We start from the raw sequence: 22,777 nt of genomic DNA on the forward strand, positions 1-22,777 counted from the left end.
CTTCACCCCTTGCTACGGGCCGCCGGCGGCGGGTCGTCGTCGCGCAGCGGAATGGTGGCCTGTTGCTCCAGCCCTTCGCGGCGGGTCGGCCAGTAGACCCACACGACGACACCGACGAAGAGGACGAAGAACCAGACGATCCAGAGCTGTTTCAGGAGAACCAGGAAATCTTCCATCCCCGCCTCCTACTGCCGCAGGTCGTCAGGCGAAACCTTCGAGAAATCGACCAGAGTACCGAGCATCTGAAGATAGGCGACAAGCGCGTCCATCTCGCTGATGACTTCGGGATTGCCGTCGAAATCCCCGAGGACCGCCTTCGGATAGCGGTTCAGCAGCTCGGCCGTGTCCGCATTCGGATCGACCCCCGCCTGCAAGCGCACATCCTGCACCGCAGTCTGGATCTGCTCGTCCGTGTAGGGCACGCCGACCGCCCGGTTGGCCTTCAGGTGATCCGCCATGTCCTCGTAGCGCAGCGGCTTGGTGTTGAGGAAGGCGTAGGGAGGCATGATCGATTCCGGCACGACCGACCGCGGGTCGGTCAGGTGCGCCACATGCCAGTCGTTGGAGTACTTGCCGCCGACGCGGGCAAGGTCCGGCCCGGTGCGCTTGGAGCCCCACTGGAAGGGGTGGTCGTACATGCTCTCCGCGGCGAGGCTGTAGTGGCCGTAGCGCTCCACCTCGTCCCGGAAGGTGCGGATCTGCTGGCTGTGGCAGGTGTAGCACCCTTCGCGGACATAGATGTTGCGGCCGGCCAGCTCCAGCGGGGTGTAGGGGCGCATGCCCTCCACCCGCTCGATGGTGGACTCCACGGTGAAGAGGGGAACGATCTGCACCAGACCGCCGATGGACACCGTGATCAGTGTCAGCACGGCGAGCAGGATGACGTTCGTTTCAATCGGTTCGTGACTGAGTTTCATGATGGCGCCCTCCTCACTCGGCCGGGGCGGCGTGCGGAGCGAGCCGCGTCTGGCCGACGGGTTCGCCGCTCTTCATGGTGCGGTACAGGTTGTAGACCATGATCAGCGCGCCGGTCAGGAAGCAGAGGCCGCCGATGCCGCGGATCACGTAGTAGGGGTGCATGGCCTGCACCGTCTCCACGAAGGAATACTGCAGGAAGCCGTACTCGTCGTAGGCGCGCCACATCAGGCCCTGCATGATGCCGGACACCCACATGGCGGTGATGTAGAGGACGATGCCGATGGTGGCGATCCAGTAGTGCCACTCGACCAGGCGCAGCGACCAGACGTCCTTCTTCTTCCAGAGCGCCGGCACCAGATAGTAGAGCGCACCGAAGACGATGAAGGCGACCCAGCCCAGCGCACCGGAATGCACATGGCCGACGGTCCAGTCGGTGTAGTGGCTGAGCGCGTTGACCGCCTTCACCGACATCACGGGCCCCTCGAAGGTGCTCATGCCGTAGAAGGCGACGGAGGTCACGGAGAAGCGCAGCCCCGGATCGGTGCGCAGCTTGTCCCAGGCACCCGACAGGGTCATGATGCCGTTGATCATGCCGCCCCAGGACGGCATCCACAGCATCACCGAGAACACCATGCCCAGCGTCTGCGTCCAGTCGGGCAGCGCGGTATAGTGCAGGTGGTGCGGACCGGCCCAGATGTAGAGGAAGATCAGGGCCCAGAAGTGGACGATCGACAGGCGGTAGGAGTAGACTGGCCGCCCGGCGCGCTTGGGCACGAAGTAGTACATCATGCCCAGGAAGCCGGCGGTCAGGAAGAAGCCCACCGCGTTGTGGCCGTACCACCACTGGATCATGGCGTCCTGCACGCCCGCATAGGCGGAGTAGCTCTTCACGCCCACGAGGCTGACCGGCATCGCCATGTTGTTGACGATGTGCAGCATGGCGATCGTGATGATGAAGGCCAGCAGGAACCAGTTGGCGACGTAGATGTGCGGTTCCCGGCGCTTCGCGATGGTGCCGACGAAGATCACCAGATAGACGACCCAGACGACGGTCAGCCAGAGATCGGTGTACCACTCGGGCTCGGCATATTCCTTGCCCTGGGTGATCCCCATCAGATAGCCGGTCGCGGCCATCACGATGAAGATCTGGTAGCCGATGAAGACGAACCAGCCGAGCTGGGAGCCGCCGAACAGGGGGGCGCGGCAGGTCCTCTGCACGATGTAGAGAGACGAGCCGATCAGCGCGTTACCGCCGAAGGCGAAGACCGCGGCCGAGGTGTGCAGCGGTCGCACACGGCCGAACGTGGTCCATTCCAGGCCCAGATTGAGGCTCGGGAACGCGAGCTGGAAGGCGATGAAGACACCGGCCGCGAAGGCGGCGATGCCCCAGAACATGGTTGCGATGACGAAGGCGCGGATGACGTCTTCGTTGTACGCCTCCTGCACGACGGGTCCAGCCGTCGCGCGGGACGCCTCGCCGGTGAGCGCAATGCCCATAAGTACCCCCGGTCTTCTCAGGACAGTCGAAGCCAGTCGATCCTGGCCGTGTGGTCTGCCAAACGGAACTTAGTCAAATTCTACGTCGGGCAGTTTTGACGCATTGATTTGAATCAACGGAGCACCTTTCGCTGTGCTACAGTGTCGCAGTTCAGGGATCGACGCGGCCGGTTTTGACGAATGTCAATGCGCCGGGAACAAGGCGACCGGGTGCGTCGGAAACAGGGAGACGCCCGATGACCGACCTCAACGCCACCCTTCTGTCCACCTCATCCTCCCCCGCCGTCAGGCGGATCGCGCCGGACCGGCCCTGGCTCTGGCTGGAGCTCGGATTCCGCGACATGTCCGCGGCCTGGAGCGTCAGCCTGGGCTATGGCGCCGTCGTCACCGGCGTGAGCTGGCTGCTCGCGCTGGGCCTGACCGGCACCGGTCTGTTCCACCTTCTCTTGCCGATGTGCGCCGGCTTCATGCTCGTCGCTCCCCTGGCCGCCGTCGGACTCTACGAGTCGAGTCGGCGCCTGAGTCGGGGCGAACCGGTCTCGTTGGGAGCGATCGCACACGCGATGCGTGCCAAAGCCATCCCCCTTGCCTATATGGGAGTGGTGCTCCTGCTGTTCATGCTGTTCTGGATCAGGATCGCCACTCTTCTCTATGCACTGTTCTTCAGCGACCTGAATCCGAACTTCGATAATCTTGTCGGCATCGTATTCAACTCGTCTGTCAGCCTGCCCTTCCTGATCACCGGGACCGTTCTGGGTGGGGTGCTGGCGAGCGTCGTGTTCGCCATCTCCGCCATCTCGATCCCGATGCTGATGGACCGGGACGTGTCCGTGACCACCGCCATCTCGACCAGCGTCACGGCCGTTCAGGCCAACCTGAAGCCGATGGCGTTGTGGGCGTTCCTGATCGCCTTCTCCGCCGCCGTCGGCATGATGACCCTGTTCCTGGGCCTTATCGTCGCCCTCCCCCTGATCGGGCATGCCACCTGGCACGCCTACCGGGATCTGGTCGCCGACTGAGCGGCCGACCGGCCGGCGTGGCGGCGCGGCTCATGCCGACACCGCGTGCCACGCCATCAGGCCCAGAACCCCGGCGTTGAACAGCATCAGCGCCGGGGCCACGGCCCGCATCACCCCTCCCCATCGGAACCCGGCGGCCGAGCCGAGCACGCCCACCGCCACCAGGGCGGGGACCGTACCGGCCGCGAAGGCCGCCATGACCAGGAAACCACCGGCGGCGCTGCCGACCCCGACGGCCGAGGCGAGCGCCGCATAGAGGAAGCCGCAGGGCAGGAAGCCCAGCACCAGCCCCAGGAGATAGCCGTTGATGCCGCCCGGGCGGGCGAACAGCGGGCGCAGCGGACGCGACAGCCGGAGGCCCAGCGCCTGCGCCCAGCCCCCACCGGCCCGGCCTGTCAGCCGCAGCAGCGCCGGCATCCAGGCGGACAGGCCCTTCAGGCCCTGCCCGAGGAACAGGAGGGCGGCCAGCAGCATGAAAGCCGCCAGCAGCCAACGGTACTCCGTCGCCCGTACCACCAGCCCGGACAGCCCGCCGACCGCGCCGCCCAGGGCGGCATAGGTGGTCAGACGGCCGGCATGGTAGGGCAGCAGCAGCCCGCCCCGCAGCCGCGACAGCATCGGCGGCGGCGCGGCCTCGACCGGCCCGCGCCCCGCGATCCCGCCGGCGACCTGGGCCATGACGAAGGGCCCGCACATCGTCGTGCAGTGGCCGAACCCGCCGGCGAGGCCGGTCAGGAACATGGCCGCCATCACGGGGTACAGGCTGTTGCCCGTGGCGACGATGGTGTGGGCGTGGTCGTGCATGGTGATCCAGGCGGCGACTAAGGAAATTTCGGGCATCATATCGGTGCCCCCCCGTCTGCCAAGCCATGATCCGGATCAAGTGTAACGATCTATACCTCGGGATAGTCACCGGCCGCCCCTGACCCGGGCAGACCGCCGCCGGGCCTCTGGAATCGCCGCAGGGTGGACGCCAAGACGCTGATCCGCCAGCGGTTCCATCGGGACTCAGGGCAGGCGGCAGAGACTCCGGAACAGCGTTCATGCGAACGGGGAACGCCCGTACCGGGTCCCGTCCGCCGCCCACCGGCCCGCCTGGACAGGAAGCGGAGGGGTGTCCAGGCAGCCGTCCGGACGCTTCCGGGCGCCGGCGCGATGTAACGCGATTACCGAGAGCGCCCCCCCACGCCGACATGCAGGCGACAGCCACAGGCAGCAGCGGGGAAACCCGCCGCGGCAGGTGACGGACCAGTACCGGGGATGGTGGATCGTCCAGCCGGTGCACACCGTCAGGCACAGGAGCGGACGGTTGCCAAAGCGGACGGTGGCCGAAGCGGACGGTGACAGGATCAGGGCTGGAAGAACCTCGCGGCCGCTGGCCGGAACCCTGGGAAGGGTGGCGTCCCCAACGGGATTCGAACCCGTGTTACCAACGTGAAAGGCTGGTGTCCTAGGCCTCTAGACGATGGGGACGTTGTGAGGCGGGGCAGACTGTTAGCGGCCGGCCGGGGATAAATCAAGCCTATTCGTCGTACCCCGGCGCAGGGCCGTATTTCGCCCCGGCGCGGGTCAGGCGGAACCGCCCGCGGGGGCCGCGTCGTCGATGAAGAGCTGCACGCCCTCCTGCCCGTTCCAGCGGTCCGCCCGCAGGGTTCCGGCCAGATGCAGGGGCATCCCGCCCGAGCGCAGCAGCGCCTCCCCCAGCTCCCCGTCGAGGGCGCGGAAGGCGATTCCCTTCAGCTTCGCCCCGTCCGGACCGGTGAGGATGCAGCGCACATGATTCGCCCCGACCACGTCGGCGCGGACGATGCGGGCATCGGTGACGGCGAAGCGCGGTTCCGGGTTGCCGGTGCCGTAGGGGGCCAGCCGCTCCAGATGCTGCAACAGGTCGGTGCCGGCGCCGCGCACGGCGATGGCGCCGTCCAGGCTGAGCGTCGGCACCAGTGGCCCGGCCTCCGCAAGCTGGGCGCCGATACGCGCGCGCAGGAAGGACCGAAGCTCGTCCAGCCGGGCCGCCTCCACCGTGAAGCCGGCCGCCATGGCGTGGCCGCCGCCGGCCAGCAGCAGCCCCGCCTGCCGCGCCGCGATCACCGCCGCGCCGAGGTCCACGCCGCGCACCGACCGGCCCGACGCCTTGCCGATCCCCCCCTCCAGCGCCACGACGCAGGCCGGGCGGTTGAAGCGTTCCTTGAGGCGGGAGGCGACGATGCCGATGACGCCGGGATGCCAGCCCTCCCCCGCCGCCAGCACCAGTTCGGGCGAATCATCGGTGGCCCCCTCGACCAGCGCCAGCGCCTCCTCCAGCACCACCGCCTCCAGCTCGCGCCGCTCGGCGTTCAGGTCGTGGAGCTGGCGGGCCAGTTCCAGCGCCTCCGCCGGATCGTCGGTGGAGAGGATGCGGCTGCCCAGGTCCGACCGCCCCACCCGGCCGCCGGCATTCACCCGCGGCCCGACGATGAAGCCGGCATGGTAGGTGTCGAACCGGTCGTTGACGCCCGCCACGTCGGCCAGGGCGCGGATGCCGGGATTGCTACGGCGGCCGGCGACCTTCAGCCCCTGGGCCACGAACACGCGGTTCAGCCCGGTCAGGGGAACCACGTCGCAGACGGTGCCCAGCGCCACGAGGTCCAGCCAGTCGAGCAGCGCCGGCTCCGCCCGGCCGGTGTAGAAGCCGTCGCGGCGCAAAGCGCGGTTCACCGCCACGACCAGCAGGAAGGTGACGCCGACGGCCGCCAGCGTGCCGAGCGGACCGCCCGGCGGCTCGTCCAGCCGGTTCGGGTTGACCAGGGCCACCGTCCGCGGCAGCCGCGGCTCGGCCTTGTGGTGGTCCACCACGACGACATCGAGCCCGGCGTCGGCGGCGCCGTCCAGCACGTCGAAGGCAGTGGTGCCACAGTCCACGGTGACGACCAGCCGCACGCCCTGGTCGCGCAGGCGCAGCAGGGCCGGCAGGTTGGGGCCGTAGCCCTCGGCGATGCGGTCGGGGATGTGGATGCGCGGCTCCACCCCCAGGGCGCGGAGGAAGCGCGCCAGCAGCGCCGAGGAGGTGGCGCCGTCCACGTCATAGTCGCCGAACACGGCGATGCCCTCCCCCGTGCGGATGGCATGGGCGATGCGGCCGGCGGCGGCGTCCATGTCGCGCAGGACGCTGGGATCGGGAAGCTGCGTGCGCAGCGACGGGGCGAGGAAATCGTCCACGGCGTCCAGGGTGACGCCGCGGGCGGCGAGCAGGCGGCCGACGATCTCCGGCAGGCCGCGGCTCTGGGCGAAGGTCAGGGCCAGCCGCTCATCCACCGGCCGGGCGCGCCAGCGCCGACCGGTGACGGAGCTGTGGACGCCCAGGAAGGCGGACTCGGGAACGCTGGCTGTCGGCATGGACCGGCCCCCGCCGCCCCGGTCGGACCGGGACGGCGGCTTTCTTCAGACGCGGACGGGAACGGAAGGCTCAGGACTTCGGTTCGGGGATCATGCTCGTCTTGGTGCGGAAATTGTGGTGCGCCTCGACATAGCGCACGGTCCCGCTCTTCGACCGCATGACCACGGAATGCGTGACCGCCCCGCCCGGGAAGCGGCGCACACCGCGCAGCATGGCGCCGGTGGTGACGCCGGTGGCGGCGAACATCACGTCGCCCGAAGCGAGGTCGTGCAGGGCATACTTGCGGCTGAGGTCGGTGATGCCCCAGCGGCGGGCGCGCTCGCGCTCGTCGTCGTTGCGGAACAGCAGGCGGCCCTGGAACTGGCCGCCGATGCAGCGCAGGGCCGCCGCCGCCAGCACGCCTTCCGGCGCACCGCCGGAGCCCATGTAGACGTCGATGCCGGACTGCGGCTGGCTGGTGGCGATGACGCCGGAGACGTCACCGTCGCCGATCAGCATGATGCGCGCCCCGGCCTCGCGCGCCCGGGCGATCAGCTCGGCATGGCGCGGCCGGTCCAGGATGCAGACGACCAGTTCGGACACGTCCGCACCCTTGGCCTTGGCCAGATTGCGCAGGTTGGTCTCGACCTTCTCGTCCAGGTCCACCACGCCCTCGGGCAGGCCGCCGCCGACGGCGATCTTGTCCATGTAGACGTCAGGCGCGTTGAGGAAGCCGCCGGCCTCCGCCATGGCGATGACGGCCAGCGCGTTCGGGCCGCCCTTGGCGCAGATGGTCGTGCCTTCCAGCGGGTCCAGCGCGATGTCGATCTTCGGACCCGTGCCGGTGCCGACCTTCTCGCCGATGTAGAGCATCGGCGCCTCGTCGCGCTCCCCCTCGCCGATCACGACGCGGCCGTCGATGGAGAGGCTGTTCAGGGCCTGGCGCATGGCGTCGACGGCGGCCTGGTCGGCCGCCTTCTCGTCGCCGCGCCCCATCAGCAGCGAGGCGGACAGCGCCGCCGCCTCGGTCACGCGCACGACCTCAAGCGCGAGGTTGCGGTCCATGACCAGCGAGATGTCGCCGCGAACGCTCACCGGGACGGCGTCAACGCCGCTCTTTCTCGTGTCCATAATGTCCCCCTTGGGAGTCAGGTATTCATCGGTCACGCCAGGGTCGGCGTGGTCAGAAATCCTCGATGCGGATCATCCGCGGCGGCTCCAGCACCGTGTCCAGCGCGCCGATCTGGGCCAGCGCCCGCTGCATGGCGGCCTCGTCCGTCTCATGCGTCGTCAGCACCACGGGCACCGCCTCGCCGGGCGCGCGGCCGCGTTGCAGGAACGCCTCCATGGAGACGTTGTGGTCGCGCAGCAGCGCCGCCACGTCGGCGATGACACCGGGCCTGTCCACCACCATCAGCCGCAGATAGTAGCGGCCGCGCCGGCTGTCGATCGGGGACACCGGCAGCGGCGTCAGCCGTTCCGCCGGAACGCCGAAGGTCGGGGTGCGGCGGCCCTGGGCGATGTCCAGGATGTCCGCCACCACGGCCGAGGCGGTGGGGCCGGCGCCGGCCCCGCGGCCGACCAGCACGACCTTGTCCACGAAGTCGCCGTCCGCCACCACGGCGTTGAACACGCCGTCCGTGGCACCGATGGGCGAACCGACGGGCACCATGCAGGGATGCACCCGCTGTTCGATCCCGCGCTCCGTCCGCCGGCCGATGGCGAGCAGGCGGATGCGGTAGCCCAGCTCGTCCGCATACTGGATGTCGAGCGAGGAGATGTGCCGGATGCCTTCGACGTGTACGGAGTCGAAATCCACCTGGCAGCCGAAGGCGACGGCGGTCAGGATGGCGAGCTTGTGCGCGGCGTCCACGCCGTCGATGTCGAAGCCCGGGTCGGCCTCGGCATAGCCCAGCCGCTGCGCATCCGCCAGCACGGCCGCGAAGTCGCGGCCGGTGGTGCGCATCTCCGTCAGGATGTAGTTGCAGGTGCCGTTCAGGATGCCGTGGACCTCGCGCACCCGGTTGGCCGCCAGCCCTTCCCGCAGACCCTTGATGACCGGGATGCCGCCGGCCACCGCCGCCTCGTAGGCAAGCGTCAGGCCGCGGGATTCGGCGGCGAGCGCGAGCGCCGTGCCGTGCCGGGCCAGCAGCGCCTTGTTCGCCGTGACGACATGCCGGCCGTTGGCGAGCGCCGTCTCCACCAGAGTCTTGGCGACCCCGTCTGAGCCGCCGATCAGCTCGCAGACGACATCGACCTCGGGATCGTCGGCCAGCGCCGCGGCATCGTCGTACCAACGCAGACCCGACAGATCGGCGCCGCGGTCCTTGCCGCGCGAGCGGGCGCTGACGGCAGTGACGACCACCGGACGGCCGCAACGCGCCTCCAGCAGGTCGGCGTTGCGCCGGAGGATCTGAAGGACGCCGCCGCCGACCGTACCCAGGCCCGCAATACCGATCTTCAAGGGTTTCGCCATGCCATCCGTCCTCACGAGGTCCTGTCCGCCACGACCGGGCCGTTCTGCCGGCGCGCCCGCTCCAGGAACAGGCGGATGTTGCGGCAGGCCTGGCGGATGCGCTGGGTGTTCTCGACCAGCCCGAAGCGCACATGGCCGTCGCCGTACTCGCCGAAGCCGATGCCCGGCGAGACGGCGACCTCCGCCTCCTGGAGCAGCAGCTTGGCGAATTCCAGCGAGCCCAGCTCACGGAACGGCTCGGGAATCTCGGCCCAGACGAACATGCTGGCGTTCGGCGACGGGACCTTCCAGCCGGCCTGGGCCAGCCCCTCGATCAGCACGTCGCGGCGCTGGCGGTACATTTCGCGGATTTCGACCACACAGTCCTGCGGCCCGTTCAGCGCCGCGGTGGCCGCGACCTGGATCGGGGTGAAGGCGCCGTAGTCCACATAGGATTTGAACTTGGCCAGAGCCCCGATCAGCTTCTTCGACCCCACGCCGAAGCCGACGCGCCAGCCCGGCATGTTGTAGGTCTTGGACAGGCTGTTGAACTCGACCGTGATCGGCCGCGCCTCCGGGATCTGGAGCACCGACGGCGGCGGATTGCCGTCGAAATAGATCTCCGCATAGGCGATGTCGGACAGGATGTAGATGCCGTGCTTCAGGCACAGCTCCACGATCGGCCGGTAGAAGTCCAGCGTGACGGTCTGGCCCGTGGGGTTGGCCGGAAAGCTGACGATCAGGGCCGTCGGCTTCGGTACGCTGTGCTTGATCGCCCGTTCCAGGTTCGGAACGAAGTTGTCCAGCCCGTCGCCCACCGGGATGTGGCGCAGGGCGGCACCGGCCAGCATGAAGCCGAAGGGATGGATCGGATAGCTGGGGTTCGGCACCAGGATGACGTCGCCCGGGCTGGTGATGGCCTGGGCGAGGTTGGCCAGCCCCTCCTTCGAGCCGATGGTGACGATCGCTTCCGTCTCCGGGTCGATGTCCACATCGAAGCGGCGCTTGTAGTAGGCGCTGATCGCCTTGCGCAGGCCGGGGATGCCGCGGCTCTGGCTGTAGCGGTGGGTCTTGGGGTTCTGCACCGCCTCCACCAGCTTCGCCACGATGTGCGGCGGCGTCGGCTGGTCGGGGTTGCCCATCCCCAGATCGATGATGTCCTCGCCGGCGGCCCGGGCCCGCGCCTTCATGGCGTTCACTTCGGCGAACACGTAGGGCGGCAATCGCTTGATGCGGTGGAACTCGGCGTCGCTCATGGGATCGAGGCTGTCGCGGGTGGGAAGGACGCATATGTACGCCTGCGCCCCTGCCGAAGCGACAGGATTCTGGGCGCGGGCGGATATGACCTAGCGGCCAACGGGCTGCGGCACCGGCGGCGGTGCCGCGGGAACGGACGGCACCGCGGCAGCCCCCGGGGCGGGCGCAGCCGTGTTCCCCACCGGGCGCGCCCGCAGGTCCGCCGCCGTGGCATCCCCGGAGTCGCGGTCCGCCTGGAGCCGGTCGAGCAGCGCCTGGCGGTCGCCGGGGGTGGAGAACTCGGTCGGGCGGGCCGGCACGCTGGCGAGGTTGGGGTAGCCCGCCACGGTCGGATCGGCGCGGCGGACCGGGCGCTGGCCCGTCAGCACGGCCTGCGGATCGCTGCCTGCGGCGGCGGCATCCCTCGCGGGTGCGGGCCCGTCGGCGAAGACGATGCTGGGCAGGCGCACGTCGGCGCAGCCGCCGAGCAGCACCAGCAGGGGAAGGGCCGTGAGTGCCCTGGAACGTATGAGCATGAAGGGGCCGGTGTAACGCATGGCCGGATCGTGTATTAAATCCCCCGGGGCCGCAAGGCGCCCGGTTCAGCCCGTCCGCAACCGCCGGGCAGGTATTCCGCAGCCGCGGCCGGCCCCGCAGGCGGAAATCCCGCAGGCGGGAACTCCGGAGCGGGGACAATTGGCGCGCGCGTTCGTTTTCCGAGGGGCAACCGTCAGCCGAGGGATCGAGACATGGCCGAAAGCCAAGGCCCGGAGTTGAAAATTCCCGACCCGGTCGAGATGTCCCGCGCCATGGCGCGGATCGCCGAGCACAGCCAGCGGATCGTCAGCGAGTTCCTTTCCCGCCACGCCGAGATCTCCGGCTCCGCCGACCCGCTGAACCTGGGCGGCGCCTTCCTGGAGATGACCAGCCGCATGATGGCCGATCCGGCCCGGCTGATGCAGGCCCAGGTCTCGCTCTGGCAGGACTACATGACGCTCTGGCAGCGCACGACCCAGCGTTTCCTGGGTGGCGAGGCCGAGCCGGTGATCCAGCCGGCCAAGGAGGACCGCCGCTTCAAGGACAGCGCCTGGAACGAGAACACGCTGTTCGACTTCATCAAGCAGTCCTATCTGCTGACCGCCCGCTTCATGCAGACGACCGTCCACGGCGTCGAGGGGCTGGACGAGAGGACCGCCCGGAAGCTGGACTTCTACACGCGCCAGTACGTGGACGCGATGGCGCCCAGCAACTTCGTCATGACGAACCCGGAGGTGCTGCGCACCACCCTGGAGACGGGGGGCGAGAACCTGGTCAAGGGGCTGGAAAACCTGCTGTCCGACCTGGAGCGGGGCAAGGGCCAGCTCGCCATCTCCATGACCGACTATTCGAAGTTCGAGGTCGGCCGGAACATCGCCGTCACGCCGGGCAAGGTCGTCTTCCAGAACGACCTGATGCAGCTCATCCAGTACACGCCGACGACGGAGCAGGTGTTCCGACGGCCGCTGCTGATCAGCCCACCCTGGATCAACAAGTTCTACATCCTGGACCTGCGGCCGCAGAACAGCTTCGTGAAGTGGCTGACGGACCAGGGGCATACCGTCTTCATCGTGTCCTGGGTCAATCCGGGCGAACACCTCTCCGACAAGACCTTCGAGGACTACATGGTCGAGGGGCCGCTCGCGGCGCTGGACGCCATGGAGGCCGCGACCGGGGAGCGGGAGGCCAACGTCATCGGCTACTGCCTGGGCGGCACGCTGCTGGCGAGCACGCTGTCCTACATGACGGACCAGGGCGACGACCGGATCAAGAGCGCCATGTACCTCGTCACCCTGACGGACTTCTCCGAGCCGGGGGAACTGTCCGTCTTCATCGACGAGGAGCAGCTCGCCGCCCTGGAGGAGCGGATGCGCAGCCAGGGCTTCCTGGACGGCTCCGCCATGGCGACGACCTTCAACATGCTGCGCGCGAACGACCTGATCTGGTCGTTCGTCGTGAACAACTACCTGCTGGGCAAGGACCCCTTCCCCTTCGACCTGCTGTACTGGAACAGCGACAGCACGCGGATGCCCGCGGCGATGCACAGCTTCTATCTGCGCAACATGTACCAGCGGAACCTGCTGGTGCAGCCGGGCGGCATCACCCTGAAGGGCGTGCCCATCGACCTGCGGCGGATCACGGTTCCGACCTTCATGCTCTCCACCCGCGAGGACCACATCGCCCCCTGGAAGAGCACCTATGCCGCGACGCAGCTCTATGGCGGACCGGTGAAGTTCGTGCTGGCCGCCTCAGGCCACATCGCCGGCGTCGTCAACCCGCCCTCGGCGGAGAAGTACAGCCACTACCTGAACACGAAGCTGCCCGCCTCCCCCGATGCGTGGTTCGAGGGGGCGAAGCAGGTGCCGGGAAGCTGGTGGCCGGAATACGGCAAGTGGGTCGCCCGGTACGGTGGCGGCAAGGTGCCGGCACGGGTGCCCGGCGACGGCAGGCTGCCGGCGCTGGAGGACGCGCCGGGCAGCTATGTCCGGGTCAAGAGCCTGGAGTAGCGCCGGCCGGGCCGGCGGGAGGGCGGTCGCGTCAGTCGGCCGCCGCCTGCCCCGGCGCCGTCGTCCCGTCCAGGGTCCCGCCGACCTCCTCCCTGTACTGCCGGGCGAGCGCGAGATAGTGCGGGATGGTGTGGCGGTGGACCATCAGGTCCTTCTCCGCGATCGGGCGCAGGAACTTCGCCGGGCTGCCGCCCCAGACCTCGCCCGCCCTCACCGTCCTGCCGGGGGTGACCAGGGCGCCGGCGGCCACCATGGCGCCCCCTTCCACCGTCACCTGATCCATGACGCAGGCCTTCATGCCGATGAAGGCCCAGCTCTCGATGGTGCAGCCGTGCAGCAGCGCCAGATGCCCCACCGTCACGTCGTCGCCGATGATGGTGCTGGTCAGCCCGCCGGTGCAGTGGATCACCGTGCCGTCCTGGATGTTCGTGCGCCGGCCGATGCGGATCGGGTTGACGTCGCCGCGGATGGTGACACCGAACCAGATGTTGGCGTCCTCCGCGATCTCCACATCGCCGATGATCGTCGCGTTCGCCAGGAAGGCGGACGGATGGATGCGGGGCAGGATTCCCTTGAAGGGCAGGATCGTCGGGGTCATGCGTCGGTCTGTCCCTGTCGGTACACGGGAAGGAAGCCGTCGTCGAGGATCTCGTCGAGCGTATAGGGGCAATCGGCCGGCAGCGCGACCGTCGCCTCGCCATGGGCGGCCAGCCCCTCCTCTGCCAGCAGGACCGCCTGCCGCCACGCCCGGTCGAGGCGGACACGGTGGATCAGGCTCGGGCTGTCCTCAAGCTCGTCGCGGGCGTGGCCGCGATGCACCCGCACGCTGGCCCGCCAGAGGCGGCGGGGGTCGCTGGCGGGCGAATAGTCCAGCTTCAGAAGATGCTCGATGATCCGGGCCAGGGCGCTCTCCAGCGCGCGGAGGCGGCCCCGTCCCATGTCCTCGATCTCCTCGGCAAGGTGCTCGAAGTCGATGCCGGGGGCGGGCCGCCCCGCGCCCGCGGCGCGCAGACGGGCGGCCTGATCCTGGGTCCAGGCGTAGAAGTCCGTCCCGTAGAGCGACAGATATCTGTCCATGGCAGCCTCCTGGCCGGGAGAAGCCTACCAGACGTCCCCCGTCACGGGAACAGGGGCACCACCTCCAGGCCCGTCCGCTCGTCCAGGCCGTAGAGCAGGTTCATATTCTGGATCGCCTGACCCGAGGCGCCCTTCACCAGATTGTCGATGGCCGAGAGCACGATGGCGCGGCCCGGCAGCCGGTCGGCGAAGGCGTTCATCAGGCACAGATTGCTGCCGCGGACATGGCGGGTCTGCGGCGCCACGCCCTCCGGCAGCACCTTGGCGAAGGGCTCGCCGGCATACTGCTCCGCCAGGGCCGCGCGCAGGTCGGTGGCGCTGACGCCGGGCTTCATCCGGACATAGATGCTGGTGAGGATGCCGCGGGTCATCGGCATCAGGTGGGGCGTGAAGTTCACCATCATCTCGCGGCCGGCAGCGAGGCTCAGCCCCTGCTCGATCTCCGGCGCGTGGCGGTGGGAGGCGATGCCGTAGGCGTGGATGCCCTCCGCCACCTCGCCGAACAGGTTCGCCTGCTTGGCATCGCGCCCGGCGCCGGAGACGCCGGACTTGGCGTCGATGATGATGTCGTCCGTCTCCACCAGCCCGCGCAGCAGCAGCGGGATCAGGGGAAGCTGCGCCGCCGTCGGGTAGCAGCCGGGATTGGCGACCAGCCGGGCGCCCTGCACGCCCCGGCGGTTGATCTCGCACAGGCCGTAGACGGCCTCACGCTGAAGCTCCGGCGCCCTGTGGGCATGGCCGTACCACTGCGCGTAGGTCTCCACGTCCGCGAGCCGGAAGTCGGCGGAGAGGTCCACCACCTTCAGCGTCGAGGGCAGGCCGGCGATCACCTCCTGCGTCGTGCCGTGCGGCAGGGCGCAGAAGACGAGGTCGATGCCGGACCAGTCCACCTCGTCGATCCGGCAGAGGCGCGGCAGGTCCTCGTGCATCAGGTGCGGGAACACCTCCGCCACCGGCTTGCCGGCCTGCCGCTCGCCCGTCAGCACGCGGATCGCGGCGTTCGGATGGCGGACCAGCAGGCGCATCAGCTCGGCGCCGGTATAGCCGGACGCGCCCAGGACGGCGACGCGGATCGGGGTGATGTCGGGTGTCATGCGGCAACCTCTGGAAACGGACGCACGGGCGGCCCTTCCGCCAACGGCGCGTCAGAGAATGAGTTTCATGCCCTCGTGCGATGCCTCGAAGCCGAGGCGGCGGTAGAAGCGGTGGGCGTCGGTGCGGCTCTTGTGGCTGGTGAGCTGGACCAGGCCGCAGCCATGGGCGCGGGCGAGGTCGATCACGGCGCCGATCAGCAGCGCCCCCAGCCCCCGGCCGCGCAGCCGCGCCGCGACCTGGACGGACTCCACGGTGCAGCGGCGCTGCCCCTTGCGGGCGAGCGAGCGGCCGTAGACGAGATGGGCGGTGCCCACCACCTCCCCGTCGAGATCGAGGACGAGCAGGTCGCTGTTCGGGTCCAGCGCCATCTCGTCGAACGCCTCGACATAGGTATCGAGGTCGGACGGGTCCTCGCGGGTGCGGCCCAGCACATCGTCGGCCAGAAGCGCCACGATGGCCGGGACGTCCGCCCGGCGGGCGATCCGCACCAGCACCTCCTCGCACACCGATGCCCCGGTGCCGGGGACCTCCGTCGTCTCCGACATGACTGCCTCCCGCCTGGACCGCCCGGAGGCGGCAAAGAAAAAGGGGCGGCCCGCACGGGGCCGCCCCTGGTCGCATACCGGAAAAGCTCCGGAGCGTCCCGTGCTCAGCGCTTGGAGAACTGGAAGCTGCGGCGCGCCTTGGCGCGGCCGTACTTCTTGCGCTCCACGACGCGCGGGTCGCGGGTCAGCAGGCCGGCCGCCTTCAGCGCGGGGCGCAGGGCCGGCTCGTAGTAGGTCAGCGCCTTCGAGATGCCGTGGCGCAGCGCGCCGGCCTGGCCCGAAAGGCCGCCACCCGACACGGTGCACATCACGTCGTACTGATCGACGCGGGCGACGATCGAGAAGGGCTGGTTGATCATCATGCGCAGCACGGGCCGCGCGAAGTAGACGTCCAGCTCACGGCCGTTGACGATGATCTTGCCGCTGCCGGGCTTGATCCACACGCGGGCGACGGCGTCCTTGCGCTTGCCGGTGGCGTAGGCGCGGCCTTCCTTGTCCAGCTTGGGCTCCTGCGGCTCGGCCGACAGGCCCGCCGGCGCGGCACCGGGGCCCTGCTTCAGATCGGCGAGGCTGGTGATGGTCTGGGCCATGGGATTACGCGCTCCGCTTATTCTTCGGGTTCATGGCGGCGACGTCCAGCACCTCGGGCTGCTGGGCCTCGTGGGGATGGGCACCGCCCGCATAGACGCGCAGATTGCCCATCTGGCGACGGCCCAGCGGACCGCGCGGGATCATCCGCTCGACGGCCTTGATGATGACCCGCTCCGGGAAGCGGCCGTCCAGGATCTGGCCCTTGGACCGACCCTTGATGCCGCCGGGATAGCCGGTGTGCCAGTAGAAGATGTCATCCTGCCGCTTGTTGCCGGTCAGCTTGACCTTCTCGGCGTTGATGACGATCACGTTGTCGCCGCAGTCCATGTGCGGCGTGAAGGTCGGCTTGTGCTTGCCGCGCAGACGCATGGCGATCTGGCTGGCGAGCCGCCCGAGCACGAGGCCGTCGGCATCGATCAGAATCCACTTCTTATCGATCTCGGACGGCTTGAGGGAGAGAGTCTTCATCGGAGCACTCGCAAGACAAAGGTCCAGGCCCGGCACCTGGACCGGCACCGGAGCGGAGGGCTGTGTATGATGATACCGTTGCGCCGTCAAGCCGGAAAAGCGGCAACCTGACAGATATCTAGCCGAAGGTATTCCGATACCATTTCCACAAACCCATTGATATGAAAGCGTTTTTCAGGTCCGGAACCAACGCACCGGCGCACCGTTGCCGCTCCATCGTGGCAATGACAACGACGGAGCGATCGGATGTGGGGCAAAGGAGCGATGGCGGCGGCCGCGGTTCTGCTGCTGGCCGGCTGCGGCAGCACGACGGAGGAGTCCGCGGCCAGCGGTGCCATGGGCGGGGCTGCCGCGGGTGCTGTGGTGGGCGGCCCGGTGGGTGCGGTCGTCGGGGCCGCTGCCGGCGGCGGGGCCGGCACGGCCGTGGAGAAGCGCCAGGAGCAGGCCAAGGAAGAGCCGGCCGACGGGCAAACGCCCCCGGCACCCTCCCGCTGAGCGCGCCCGATGGCGCGCGTCAACCGCCCGCGCCACCAGGGGCTGGACGATGGCCGGGGATGGCGTAGGCCCCCGTCGCGTGGGCGACGGGATCGGCCTCCCCGTCGGAGTGCAGGAGAATCTCGCCATAGGCCAGCTTCTTGCCCAGGCGCAGCACCCGCGCCTCCGCGATCAGGTCCTTCAGGGCCGGCTTGCGCAGGAAGTTGATGGTCATGTGGCTGGTCACCGCCAGCGGCACCGGGCCGATCATGCTGAGCACGGCGCCGTAGAGCGCCAGATCGGCCATGGCGAACATGGTCGGCCCCGACAGCGTGCCGCCCGGCCGCGCCATGTGCAGATCCGGCGAGACCCGGACCCGGCAACTCCCATGGTCCATGGCGTCGATCCGCATGCCCGATTTCGTCACCTGCGGCATGCTCTCGGCCAGCATCGCCTCGAACCCCTCCTTCGTCAGGGCGGGCAGCGTCCTCACCTCGTCCGGCATGTATCCTCCCGTTCTTCGTTGCGGCGCGGCCGGCGCCGGTCTGTTCCTTATAGACGAGGCGGACGGGTTGGCTGAACCGGCCGATTTCCACTTGTCCGTTTTGTGTTTTTCGTGATTACACAGTCCGTATCCGCAAATTCCGCTTGCCAGCGGCCCCTCCCTGGTCTTTGCTGCGGTGGCTGATAGGATGCCGGCTCCGGCCGACCGCGGCCGCGCATCCCAGGAGCCTGTCATGTCCGCCCCCGGCACCGCCGTCTCTCCCTCCCCCGACACGCTGGTCCTGCTCGACATCGGCGCGGGTGTCGCCACCCTGACGCTGAACCGGCCGCAGGCGCGCAACGCCCTGTCGCGGGAGATGATGCTGGCGCTTCAGACCCGGCTGGACGCCGTCGCCGCCGACCCGGAGGTGAAGGTCGTCGTGCTGGCCGCGGCCGGCCCCGTCTTCTGCGCCGGTCACGACCTGAAGGAGCTGCGCGCCGGCAAGGGGCACGACCACCACCTCGCCACCTTCCGCCAGTGCGCCCGGCTGATGACGACGATCGTCAAGCTGCGCCAGCCGGTGATCGCCAAGGTCCATGCCATGGCGACGGCGGCCGGCTGCCAGCTCGTGGCGAGCTGTGATCTGGCCGTGGCGGCGGAGACGGCGAGCTTCGCCACCCCGGGCGTGAACATCGGCCTGTTCTGCTCCACCCCCGCCGTTGCCGTGAGCCGGGCCGTGCCGGCGAAGCTGGCGATGGAGATGCTGCTGACCGGCGATGCCATCGACGCCGCGACCGCGGCGGCGGCGGGTCTGGTGAACCGCGTCGTGCCGGCGGCGGAACTGGACGCGACCGTGGCCGGGCTCGCCGCCCGGATCGCCGCGAAGTCGCCGCGCATCCTGACCCTGGGCAAGGAGACCTTCTACCGGCAGCGGGAGATGGACCTGGAGGACGCCTACGCCTACACGGCCGAGGTGATGGCGCTGAACATGGGCCTGCACGACGCCGGCGAAGGTATCGACGCCTTCCTGGGCAAGCGCCCGCCGAGCTGGCAGGGACGCTGAGGGAGCCACCATGGATCACGACCGCTATCCGGACAGCCAACTCCGCGCCATCCTGGAGCGGGTCCGCACCATCGCCCTGATCGGCGCCAGCGCCGACCCGTCCCGCCCCAGCCATGGGGTCATGGCCTATCTGGCGGGCAAGGGCTACCGCGTGATCCCGGTCAATCCGGGTCTCGCCGGCCAGCAGCTTCTGGGCGAGACGGTCCGGGCCGGCCTCGACGAGATCGGGGAGCGGGTGGACATGGTGGACATCTTCCGCAACTCCGAGGCCGCCGGTCCCCTCGCGGTGGCGGCGGCGGAGCGCGGCATCCCCGTGGTCTGGATGCAGCTCGGCGTCCGCAACGACGCGGCGGCCGCGCGGGCCGAGGCGCTGGGGACCACGGTGATCATGAACCGCTGCCCGAAGATCGAATACGAGCGGCTGTTCGGGGCCGCCGGACACGGGCACGCGGGCCAGCCGCACGAAGGCCGGCCGCAGGCAGGACAGAGCAAGGGAGAGCAGCCATGAGTGACAACCGCAGTTCCGGCTTCGAGACGAGAGCCATCCATGCCGGGGCCGCACCGGACCCGGCGACGGGCGCGCGCGCCACGCCGATCTACCAGACCACCAGCTACGTCTTCGATGACGTGGAGGATGCCGCCGCCCTGTTCAATCTGGAGAAGGTCGGCTTCATCTATTCCCGCCTGACGAACCCGACCGTGTCGGTGCTGGAGGCGCGGCTGGCGGACCTGGAGGGCGGTGCAGGCGCCACCTGCACCAGTTCCGGCCATGCGGCCCAGCTCCTGGCGCTGTTCCCGCTGCTCACCCCCGGCGACGAGATCGTCGCGTCCCGCCAGCTCTACGGTGGCACGCTGAACCAGTTCGCCAACAGCTTCCCGCGCGCCTTCGGCTGGAAGACCGTCTTCGTGGACAGCGACGATCCGGAGAACTTCCGCCGCGCCCTGACCCCGAAGACCAAGGCCATCTTCATCGAGAGCCTGGCCAACCCCGGTGGTGTGGTGCTGGACATCGAGGCGATCGCCAGGATCGCCAACGGGGCGGGCATCCCCCTGATCGTGGACAACACCCTGGCCACCCCCTACCTGTGCCGACCGCTGGACCATGGCGCCACCCTGGTCGTGCATTCCACGACCAAGTTCCTGGGCGGGCACGGCAATTCCGTCGGCGGCGTGGTGATCGACAGCGGCCGCTTCGACTGGTCGAAGGACGGCCGGTTTCCCGCCCTGTCGGAGCCGGAGCCGGGCTATCACGGGATGCGCTTCCACGCGACCTTCGGCGCCCTGGCCTTCACCATCCACGGCCATGCCATCGGGCTGCGTGATCTGGGACCGTCGCAGGCGCCGCTGAACGCCTTCCTCACCCTGACCGGGATCGAGACGCTGGCCCTGCGCATGGAACGCCACAGCGCCAACGCGCTGGCGGTCGCGCAGCATCTGACGCAGCACCCGGCCGTGGCCTGGGTGAACTATGCCGGTCTGCCGGACAGCCGCTACCACGCGCTCGCACGGAAGTACCTGCCCCGCGGCGCCGGCTCGGTCTTCACCTTCGGGCTCAAGGGCGGCTACGAGGCCGGCGTGAAGCTGGTGGAGAGCGTGAAGCTGTTCAGCCATCTGGCGAACATCGGCGACACCCGCTCGCTGATCATCCATCCGGCCTCGACCACGCACAGCCAGCTCTCGCCGGAAGGGCTGGCCGCGGCCGGCGCCGGGCCGGACGTGGTGCGCCTGTCCGTCGGCATCGAGAGCGTAGAGGACATCATCGCCGATCTGGACCAGGCCCTGGCGACGGCCACCGGCACGGCACGGGCGGTGGAATAGCGCGAACCGGGCCGCGGGCGGGGACGCTCCCCTCCCGCGGCGCCCGGCGTCAGTCCGCCCCGCTCGCGGCCGGGGCGGCGGCGACCGCCGGCCCCTCCTCCTCTCCCGCCCGCGGCAGCAGCAGGGCGGCCAGCCACGCGGCCAGGGCGAGGGCGGCCAGCGTGGCGTACAGCAGCGAGAAGTCCTGCGTCCGACCGTAGGTGTACGCCACCATCTGCACGGCCAGCGGCGCAGCCCCCAGGCTGAGCACGAACTTCGCCCCGTAGGCGAGGCCGCGGTGCCGCTCCGGCGTGTAGCGGGCCAGCAGCAGATTCTCCGCCGGGATCTGCAAGCCGCTGGTGAAGACCATCGCGGTGGCCAGAAGCAGCACGAGGGGACCGCCCACGCCCCCGGCCAGGGCCAGGAACGGCACCTGCACCAGCAGGCAGAGGACATAGACCCGCTTCACCGGGAAACGGTCGGCCAGCCAGCCGCCGATGAACTGGGCGCTGCTGGTCAGCAGGTAGACCAGGGTCACCAGCCCGCCGATGCCCAGCGTGGAGCCGCCGACCAGATCGCCCATCCCCGCCTCGAACCATTTCGGCAGGGCCGTCTGCGTGCCGTTGAAGATCAGCCCGGCGCACAGCATCGTCACCGACAGCACGATGAAGGCCCGCACCACGTCGCCGCGCGATGCCCGCGGCTGCGGCCGGACATCGCCGCGGCGGTCGAAGACGAGGCCCGCCGCGATCATCCCCGCCAGCACGAGCCCCAGCAGGATGGAGACTGCCCCTGGCACGAGGAAGGCCGTATGCCAGTCCCGGATCTGCGCCAGCCCGCCGGCGATCAGGGCCGCGCTGGCGATGCCCAGGCTGCCGAAGATGCCCATGACGCCCATGGCGCGGCCGCGGTTGGTGGCATTCTTCACCACCCAGGACATGCCGACCGGATGGTAGATGGAGGCGCCGGTGCCGAGCACGGCCAGCGCCGCCATGAGCTGCACCGGGGTCTGTGCCAGCCCGGCCAGGACCGAACCGGCGCCGGTCAGGATGAACATGACCACCATCATCCGCGCGTCCGACCAGCGGTCGCCCAGCCAGCCGGCGAGCGGCGCCCCCAGCCCGATCATCAGCGATCCCAGGGTCCAGAGCCGGATCAGCTCGTCATAGCCCGTGCCCCAGGCATGCTCCAGCTCCAGCACGACGGTCAGGTAGAGGGCAGCCAGGATGTGCATGGCCATGTGGCCGATGCAGGAGAAGGTGATCGAGAGACGGGCGGAGCGCGCCTCCGCGACAGACAGGGCGGTCACGGCGTCGCCTCCCCCTCGGGCGCGCTCTCGCGCACCAGCCAGTCGAGATAGGGGGCGTCGCCGCGTCCGAGCGGGAGTTCCACGATGCACGGGGTCGCGTAGCTGTGCAGGGTGCGGACACGGGCGGCGAGCGCCTCGAAGCGATCGGCACGGGTCTTGGCGATCAGCACCACCTCCGCCGCCGTCTCGACGGCGCCCTGCCAGCGGTAGACCGAGCGCATCTCGGGCAGGATGTTGACGCAGGCGGCCAGCCGCTCCTCCACCAGGGTGCGGCCGAGTCGGTCCGCCTCCTCCGGCGAGCCGGCGGTCATGTAGACGAAGACCACGGCGCCGTCGTTCGACTCCATGCGTTTGCGCTCCGATTCCGGTGATTTCCAGGCCGGGGAGACTAGCGTAGCATCACTTTCGCGTCATTCGGGCTTGCGGCAGGGCGGACCCGCGCCGAGGGCCGGGGAGCGGCGGAGGCGGCCGGGAGATGGACGGGCAACGGGCAACCGGACAGAAGGTGGACAGGCCGACCCCGCAGCAGTTCCGCTGGCTCTGCGGCGGGGTTTCCCAGCCGGGCGGCAAGCTCTCCCTCTTCGATGCGGACGGCCGGCGGATCGGTGCCGCCACCGTGCGGGCCTGTATCGAAGCGGGCTGGGCGGAACCCTGGTTCGCCAACCCGATCAAGCCCGACTGGCTGGTCTGTAGACTGACCGATGCCGGCCGCGCGCTTGTCCTGGCGTCTCCGGAAAGCGACCGGACGCCTTGAAATCCCCAGGTTTTCCGGGCCGATGATCATTCCGTGCAGAAAGTGCCATCGCAGGCGTTGCATCGCCCGGACGAGGTGGCTATAGTCCGCGCCCGGG

Annotated in this window: 25 protein-coding genes and 1 tRNA gene; 7 read left to right on the forward strand and 19 right to left on the reverse strand. The window is 69.4% G+C overall.

Translation table 11 applies throughout. From position 1 onward, the window contains the following. Window positions 1–2 precede the first annotated feature (2 nt). Genes ACFQPS_RS03160 through ccoN form a run of 3 tightly spaced genes read right to left on the reverse strand, consistent with a single transcriptional unit; the run spans window position 3 to window position 2,415 of the window. Window positions 3–176, reverse strand: coding sequence for a CcoQ/FixQ family Cbb3-type cytochrome c oxidase assembly chaperone (locus tag ACFQPS_RS03160; protein ID WP_012566472.1), 174 nt, complete (start codon window positions 174–176; stop codon window positions 3–5). 9 nt (window positions 177–185) lie between these two features. Further along, window positions 186–917, reverse strand: a complete 732-nt coding sequence (gene ccoO, locus ACFQPS_RS03165) for a cytochrome-c oxidase, cbb3-type subunit II (protein WP_377356366.1) — start codon at window positions 915–917, stop codon at window positions 186–188. Window positions 918–930: 13 nt separating this feature from the next. Further along, entirely contained in the window at window positions 931–2,415 is a 1,485-nt protein-coding gene (ccoN, locus tag ACFQPS_RS03170) for a cytochrome-c oxidase, cbb3-type subunit I (protein WP_377356367.1), read from the reverse strand. 236 nt (window positions 2,416–2,651) lie between these two features. On the opposite strand from ccoN, the gene ACFQPS_RS03175 reads away from it, so the two are divergent. After that, window positions 2,652–3,434, forward strand: a complete 783-nt coding sequence (locus ACFQPS_RS03175; RefSeq protein ID WP_377356369.1) for a DUF2189 domain-containing protein — start codon at window positions 2,652–2,654, stop codon at window positions 3,432–3,434. 30 nt (window positions 3,435–3,464) lie between these two features. On the opposite strand, the gene ACFQPS_RS03180 is transcribed toward ACFQPS_RS03175, so the two are convergent. The 7 genes from ACFQPS_RS03180 to ACFQPS_RS03210 all read right to left on the reverse strand — a co-directional run bounded on the left by ACFQPS_RS03180 (window position 3,465) and on the right by ACFQPS_RS03210 (window position 11,037). Beyond that, entirely contained in the window at window positions 3,465–4,277 is an 813-nt protein-coding gene (locus ACFQPS_RS03180) for a sulfite exporter TauE/SafE family protein (protein WP_377356371.1), read from the reverse strand. Window positions 4,278–4,831: 554 nt separating this feature from the next. Beyond that, window positions 4,832–4,907: transfer RNA gene (locus tag ACFQPS_RS03185), tRNA-Glu, on the reverse strand. 96 nt (window positions 4,908–5,003) lie between these two features. Then, window positions 5,004–6,809 carry a single-stranded-DNA-specific exonuclease RecJ gene (gene recJ / locus ACFQPS_RS03190; protein ID WP_377356374.1) on the reverse strand — a complete coding sequence of 602 codons (1,806 nt, stop codon included), beginning with the start codon at window positions 6,807–6,809 and terminating at the stop codon, window positions 5,004–5,006. Window positions 6,810–6,879: 70 nt separating this feature from the next. After that, entirely contained in the window at window positions 6,880–7,854 is a 975-nt protein-coding gene (gene glpX, locus ACFQPS_RS03195) for a class II fructose-bisphosphatase (protein ID WP_377356630.1), read from the reverse strand. Between the two features lie 118 nt (window positions 7,855–7,972). Next, window positions 7,973–9,265, reverse strand: coding sequence for a homoserine dehydrogenase (locus ACFQPS_RS03200; protein WP_377356375.1), 1,293 nt, complete (start codon window positions 9,263–9,265; stop codon window positions 7,973–7,975). Window positions 9,266–9,276: 11 nt separating this feature from the next. Then, window positions 9,277–10,500, reverse strand: coding sequence for an LL-diaminopimelate aminotransferase (locus ACFQPS_RS03205; protein ID WP_377356377.1), 1,224 nt, complete (start codon window positions 10,498–10,500; stop codon window positions 9,277–9,279). A gap of 90 nt (window positions 10,501–10,590) precedes the next feature. Continuing rightward, window positions 10,591–11,037 carry a hypothetical protein gene (locus ACFQPS_RS03210; protein ID WP_377356378.1) on the reverse strand — a complete coding sequence of 149 codons (447 nt, stop codon included), beginning with the start codon at window positions 11,035–11,037 and terminating at the stop codon, window positions 10,591–10,593. A gap of 192 nt (window positions 11,038–11,229) precedes the next feature. On the opposite strand from ACFQPS_RS03210, the gene ACFQPS_RS03215 reads away from it, so the two are divergent. Then, window positions 11,230–13,023 (forward strand): PHA/PHB synthase family protein, encoded by a 1,794-nt coding sequence (locus tag ACFQPS_RS03215; RefSeq protein WP_377356380.1) that lies wholly within the window; start codon window positions 11,230–11,232, stop codon window positions 13,021–13,023. A 31-nt stretch (window positions 13,024–13,054) separates the two neighbouring features. Here the strand turns inward: ACFQPS_RS03215 and ACFQPS_RS03220 are convergent, their stop codons facing one another. The 6 genes from ACFQPS_RS03220 to rplM form a co-directional block, all read right to left on the reverse strand. After that, entirely contained in the window at window positions 13,055–13,621 is a 567-nt protein-coding gene (locus ACFQPS_RS03220; protein WP_377356382.1) for a gamma carbonic anhydrase family protein, read from the reverse strand. Next, window positions 13,618–14,100: a DUF29 domain-containing protein gene (locus tag ACFQPS_RS03225; RefSeq protein WP_377356384.1), complete on the reverse strand. Its 483-nt coding sequence runs from the start codon at window positions 14,098–14,100 to the stop codon at window positions 13,618–13,620. Before ACFQPS_RS03225 ends, ACFQPS_RS03220 begins: the two co-directional genes overlap by 4 nt. A 41-nt stretch (window positions 14,101–14,141) precedes the next feature. After that, window positions 14,142–15,194, reverse strand: coding sequence for an N-acetyl-gamma-glutamyl-phosphate reductase (argC, locus tag ACFQPS_RS03230; RefSeq protein ID WP_377356385.1), 1,053 nt, complete (start codon window positions 15,192–15,194; stop codon window positions 14,142–14,144). 51 nt (window positions 15,195–15,245) lie between these two features. Next, a complete protein-coding gene (locus ACFQPS_RS03235; RefSeq protein ID WP_377356387.1) occupies window positions 15,246–15,740 on the reverse strand; it encodes a GNAT family N-acetyltransferase in 495 nt (164 codons plus the stop codon). A 104-nt stretch (window positions 15,741–15,844) separates the two neighbouring features. Further along, the gene (gene rpsI, locus ACFQPS_RS03240) at window positions 15,845–16,330 is read right to left on the reverse strand and encodes a 30S ribosomal protein S9 (protein ID WP_377356388.1); all 486 of its coding nucleotides are present in this window, start codon (window positions 16,328–16,330) and stop codon (window positions 15,845–15,847) included. A gap of 4 nt (window positions 16,331–16,334) precedes the next feature. After that, a complete protein-coding gene (rplM, locus tag ACFQPS_RS03245) occupies window positions 16,335–16,799 on the reverse strand; it encodes a 50S ribosomal protein L13 (RefSeq protein ID WP_377356390.1) in 465 nt (154 codons plus the stop codon). 246 nt (window positions 16,800–17,045) lie between these two features. Between rplM and ACFQPS_RS03250 the strand changes: the two genes are divergently transcribed. After that, window positions 17,046–17,294 (forward strand): YMGG-like glycine zipper-containing protein, encoded by a 249-nt coding sequence (locus tag ACFQPS_RS03250; RefSeq protein WP_377356391.1) that lies wholly within the window; start codon window positions 17,046–17,048, stop codon window positions 17,292–17,294. A gap of 19 nt (window positions 17,295–17,313) precedes the next feature. Here ACFQPS_RS03250 and ACFQPS_RS03255 read toward each other — a convergent pair whose 3' ends face one another. Continuing rightward, complete coding sequence (locus tag ACFQPS_RS03255; protein WP_377356394.1) at window positions 17,314–17,778, reverse strand: PaaI family thioesterase; 465 nt, start codon at window positions 17,776–17,778, stop codon at window positions 17,314–17,316. A 232-nt stretch (window positions 17,779–18,010) separates the two neighbouring features. Between ACFQPS_RS03255 and ACFQPS_RS03260 the strand changes: the two genes are divergently transcribed. The 3 genes from ACFQPS_RS03260 to ACFQPS_RS03270 are packed head-to-tail and all read left to right on the forward strand — an operon-like array spanning window position 18,011 to window position 20,638. Next, window positions 18,011–18,820: an enoyl-CoA hydratase gene (locus tag ACFQPS_RS03260; protein ID WP_377356396.1), complete on the forward strand. Its 810-nt coding sequence runs from the start codon at window positions 18,011–18,013 to the stop codon at window positions 18,818–18,820. A gap of 10 nt (window positions 18,821–18,830) precedes the next feature. Further along, window positions 18,831–19,328, forward strand: coding sequence for a CoA-binding protein (locus ACFQPS_RS03265; protein ID WP_377356397.1), 498 nt, complete (start codon window positions 18,831–18,833; stop codon window positions 19,326–19,328). Continuing rightward, window positions 19,325–20,638, forward strand: a complete 1,314-nt coding sequence (locus tag ACFQPS_RS03270; protein WP_377356399.1) for an O-acetylhomoserine aminocarboxypropyltransferase — start codon at window positions 19,325–19,327, stop codon at window positions 20,636–20,638. The genes ACFQPS_RS03265 and ACFQPS_RS03270 overlap by 4 nt, the downstream gene beginning before the upstream one ends. Window positions 20,639–20,687: 49 nt before the next feature. Here ACFQPS_RS03270 and ACFQPS_RS03275 read toward each other — a convergent pair whose 3' ends face one another. Continuing rightward, complete coding sequence (locus tag ACFQPS_RS03275; protein ID WP_377356402.1) at window positions 20,688–21,926, reverse strand: MFS transporter; 1,239 nt, start codon at window positions 21,924–21,926, stop codon at window positions 20,688–20,690. Next, on the reverse strand, window positions 21,923–22,273 hold the full coding sequence (gene cutA / locus ACFQPS_RS03280) for a divalent-cation tolerance protein CutA (RefSeq protein WP_377356404.1): 351 nt from the start codon (window positions 22,271–22,273) through the stop codon (window positions 21,923–21,925). Before cutA ends, ACFQPS_RS03275 begins: the two co-directional genes overlap by 4 nt. Window positions 22,274–22,401: 128 nt before the next feature. On the opposite strand from cutA, the gene ACFQPS_RS03285 reads away from it, so the two are divergent. Next, entirely contained in the window at window positions 22,402–22,680 is a 279-nt protein-coding gene (locus tag ACFQPS_RS03285) for a hypothetical protein (RefSeq protein ID WP_377356405.1), read from the forward strand. The last annotated feature ends 97 nt before the right edge of the window (window positions 22,681–22,777 follow it).

Source organism: Rhodocista pekingensis, from assembly GCF_042665545.1.
GTDB classification, from domain to species: Bacteria; Pseudomonadota; Alphaproteobacteria; order Azospirillales; family Azospirillaceae; genus Rhodocista; species Rhodocista pekingensis.

Coding starts and splice junctions, on each gene's coding strand:
- ACFQPS_RS03270 (WP_377356399.1), top strand. CDS start 19,325: ATGAGTGACAACCGCAGTTCCGGCTTCGAGACGAGAGCCATCCATGCC.
- ACFQPS_RS03250 (WP_377356391.1), top strand. CDS start 17,046: ATGTGGGGCAAAGGAGCGATGGCGGCGGCCGCGGTTCTGCTGCTGGCC.
- ACFQPS_RS03220 (WP_377356382.1), bottom strand. CDS start 13,621: ATGACCCCGACGATCCTGCCCTTCAAGGGAATCCTGCCCCGCATCCAT.
- rplM (WP_377356390.1), bottom strand. CDS start 16,799: ATGAAGACTCTCTCCCTCAAGCCGTCCGAGATCGATAAGAAGTGGATT.
- ACFQPS_RS03265 (WP_377356397.1), top strand. CDS start 18,831: ATGGATCACGACCGCTATCCGGACAGCCAACTCCGCGCCATCCTGGAG.
- ACFQPS_RS03225 (WP_377356384.1), bottom strand. CDS start 14,100: ATGGACAGATATCTGTCGCTCTACGGGACGGACTTCTACGCCTGGACC.
- glpX (WP_377356630.1), bottom strand. CDS start 7,854: ATGGACCGCAACCTCGCGCTTGAGGTCGTGCGCGTGACCGAGGCGGCG.
- ACFQPS_RS03235 (WP_377356387.1), bottom strand. CDS start 15,740: ATGTCGGAGACGACGGAGGTCCCCGGCACCGGGGCATCGGTGTGCGAG.
- ACFQPS_RS03255 (WP_377356394.1), bottom strand. CDS start 17,778: ATGCCGGACGAGGTGAGGACGCTGCCCGCCCTGACGAAGGAGGGGTTC.
- ccoO (WP_377356366.1), bottom strand. CDS start 917: ATGAAACTCAGTCACGAACCGATTGAAACGAACGTCATCCTGCTCGCC.
- ACFQPS_RS03205 (WP_377356377.1), bottom strand. CDS start 10,500: ATGAGCGACGCCGAGTTCCACCGCATCAAGCGATTGCCGCCCTACGTG.
- ACFQPS_RS03200 (WP_377356375.1), bottom strand. CDS start 9,265: ATGGCGAAACCCTTGAAGATCGGTATTGCGGGCCTGGGTACGGTCGGC.
- argC (WP_377356385.1), bottom strand. CDS start 15,194: ATGACACCCGACATCACCCCGATCCGCGTCGCCGTCCTGGGCGCGTCC.
- ACFQPS_RS03160 (WP_012566472.1), bottom strand. CDS start 176: ATGGAAGATTTCCTGGTTCTCCTGAAACAGCTCTGGATCGTCTGGTTC.
- ACFQPS_RS03210 (WP_377356378.1), bottom strand. CDS start 11,037: ATGCGTTACACCGGCCCCTTCATGCTCATACGTTCCAGGGCACTCACG.
- ccoN (WP_377356367.1), bottom strand. CDS start 2,415: ATGGGCATTGCGCTCACCGGCGAGGCGTCCCGCGCGACGGCTGGACCC.
- ACFQPS_RS03175 (WP_377356369.1), top strand. CDS start 2,652: ATGACCGACCTCAACGCCACCCTTCTGTCCACCTCATCCTCCCCCGCC.
- recJ (WP_377356374.1), bottom strand. CDS start 6,809: ATGCCGACAGCCAGCGTTCCCGAGTCCGCCTTCCTGGGCGTCCACAGC.
- ACFQPS_RS03180 (WP_377356371.1), bottom strand. CDS start 4,277: ATGATGCCCGAAATTTCCTTAGTCGCCGCCTGGATCACCATGCACGAC.
- cutA (WP_377356404.1), bottom strand. CDS start 22,273: ATGGAGTCGAACGACGGCGCCGTGGTCTTCGTCTACATGACCGCCGGC.
- ACFQPS_RS03260 (WP_377356396.1), top strand. CDS start 18,011: ATGTCCGCCCCCGGCACCGCCGTCTCTCCCTCCCCCGACACGCTGGTC.
- ACFQPS_RS03285 (WP_377356405.1), top strand. CDS start 22,402: ATGGACGGGCAACGGGCAACCGGACAGAAGGTGGACAGGCCGACCCCG.
- rpsI (WP_377356388.1), bottom strand. CDS start 16,330: ATGGCCCAGACCATCACCAGCCTCGCCGATCTGAAGCAGGGCCCCGGT.
- ACFQPS_RS03215 (WP_377356380.1), top strand. CDS start 11,230: ATGGCCGAAAGCCAAGGCCCGGAGTTGAAAATTCCCGACCCGGTCGAG.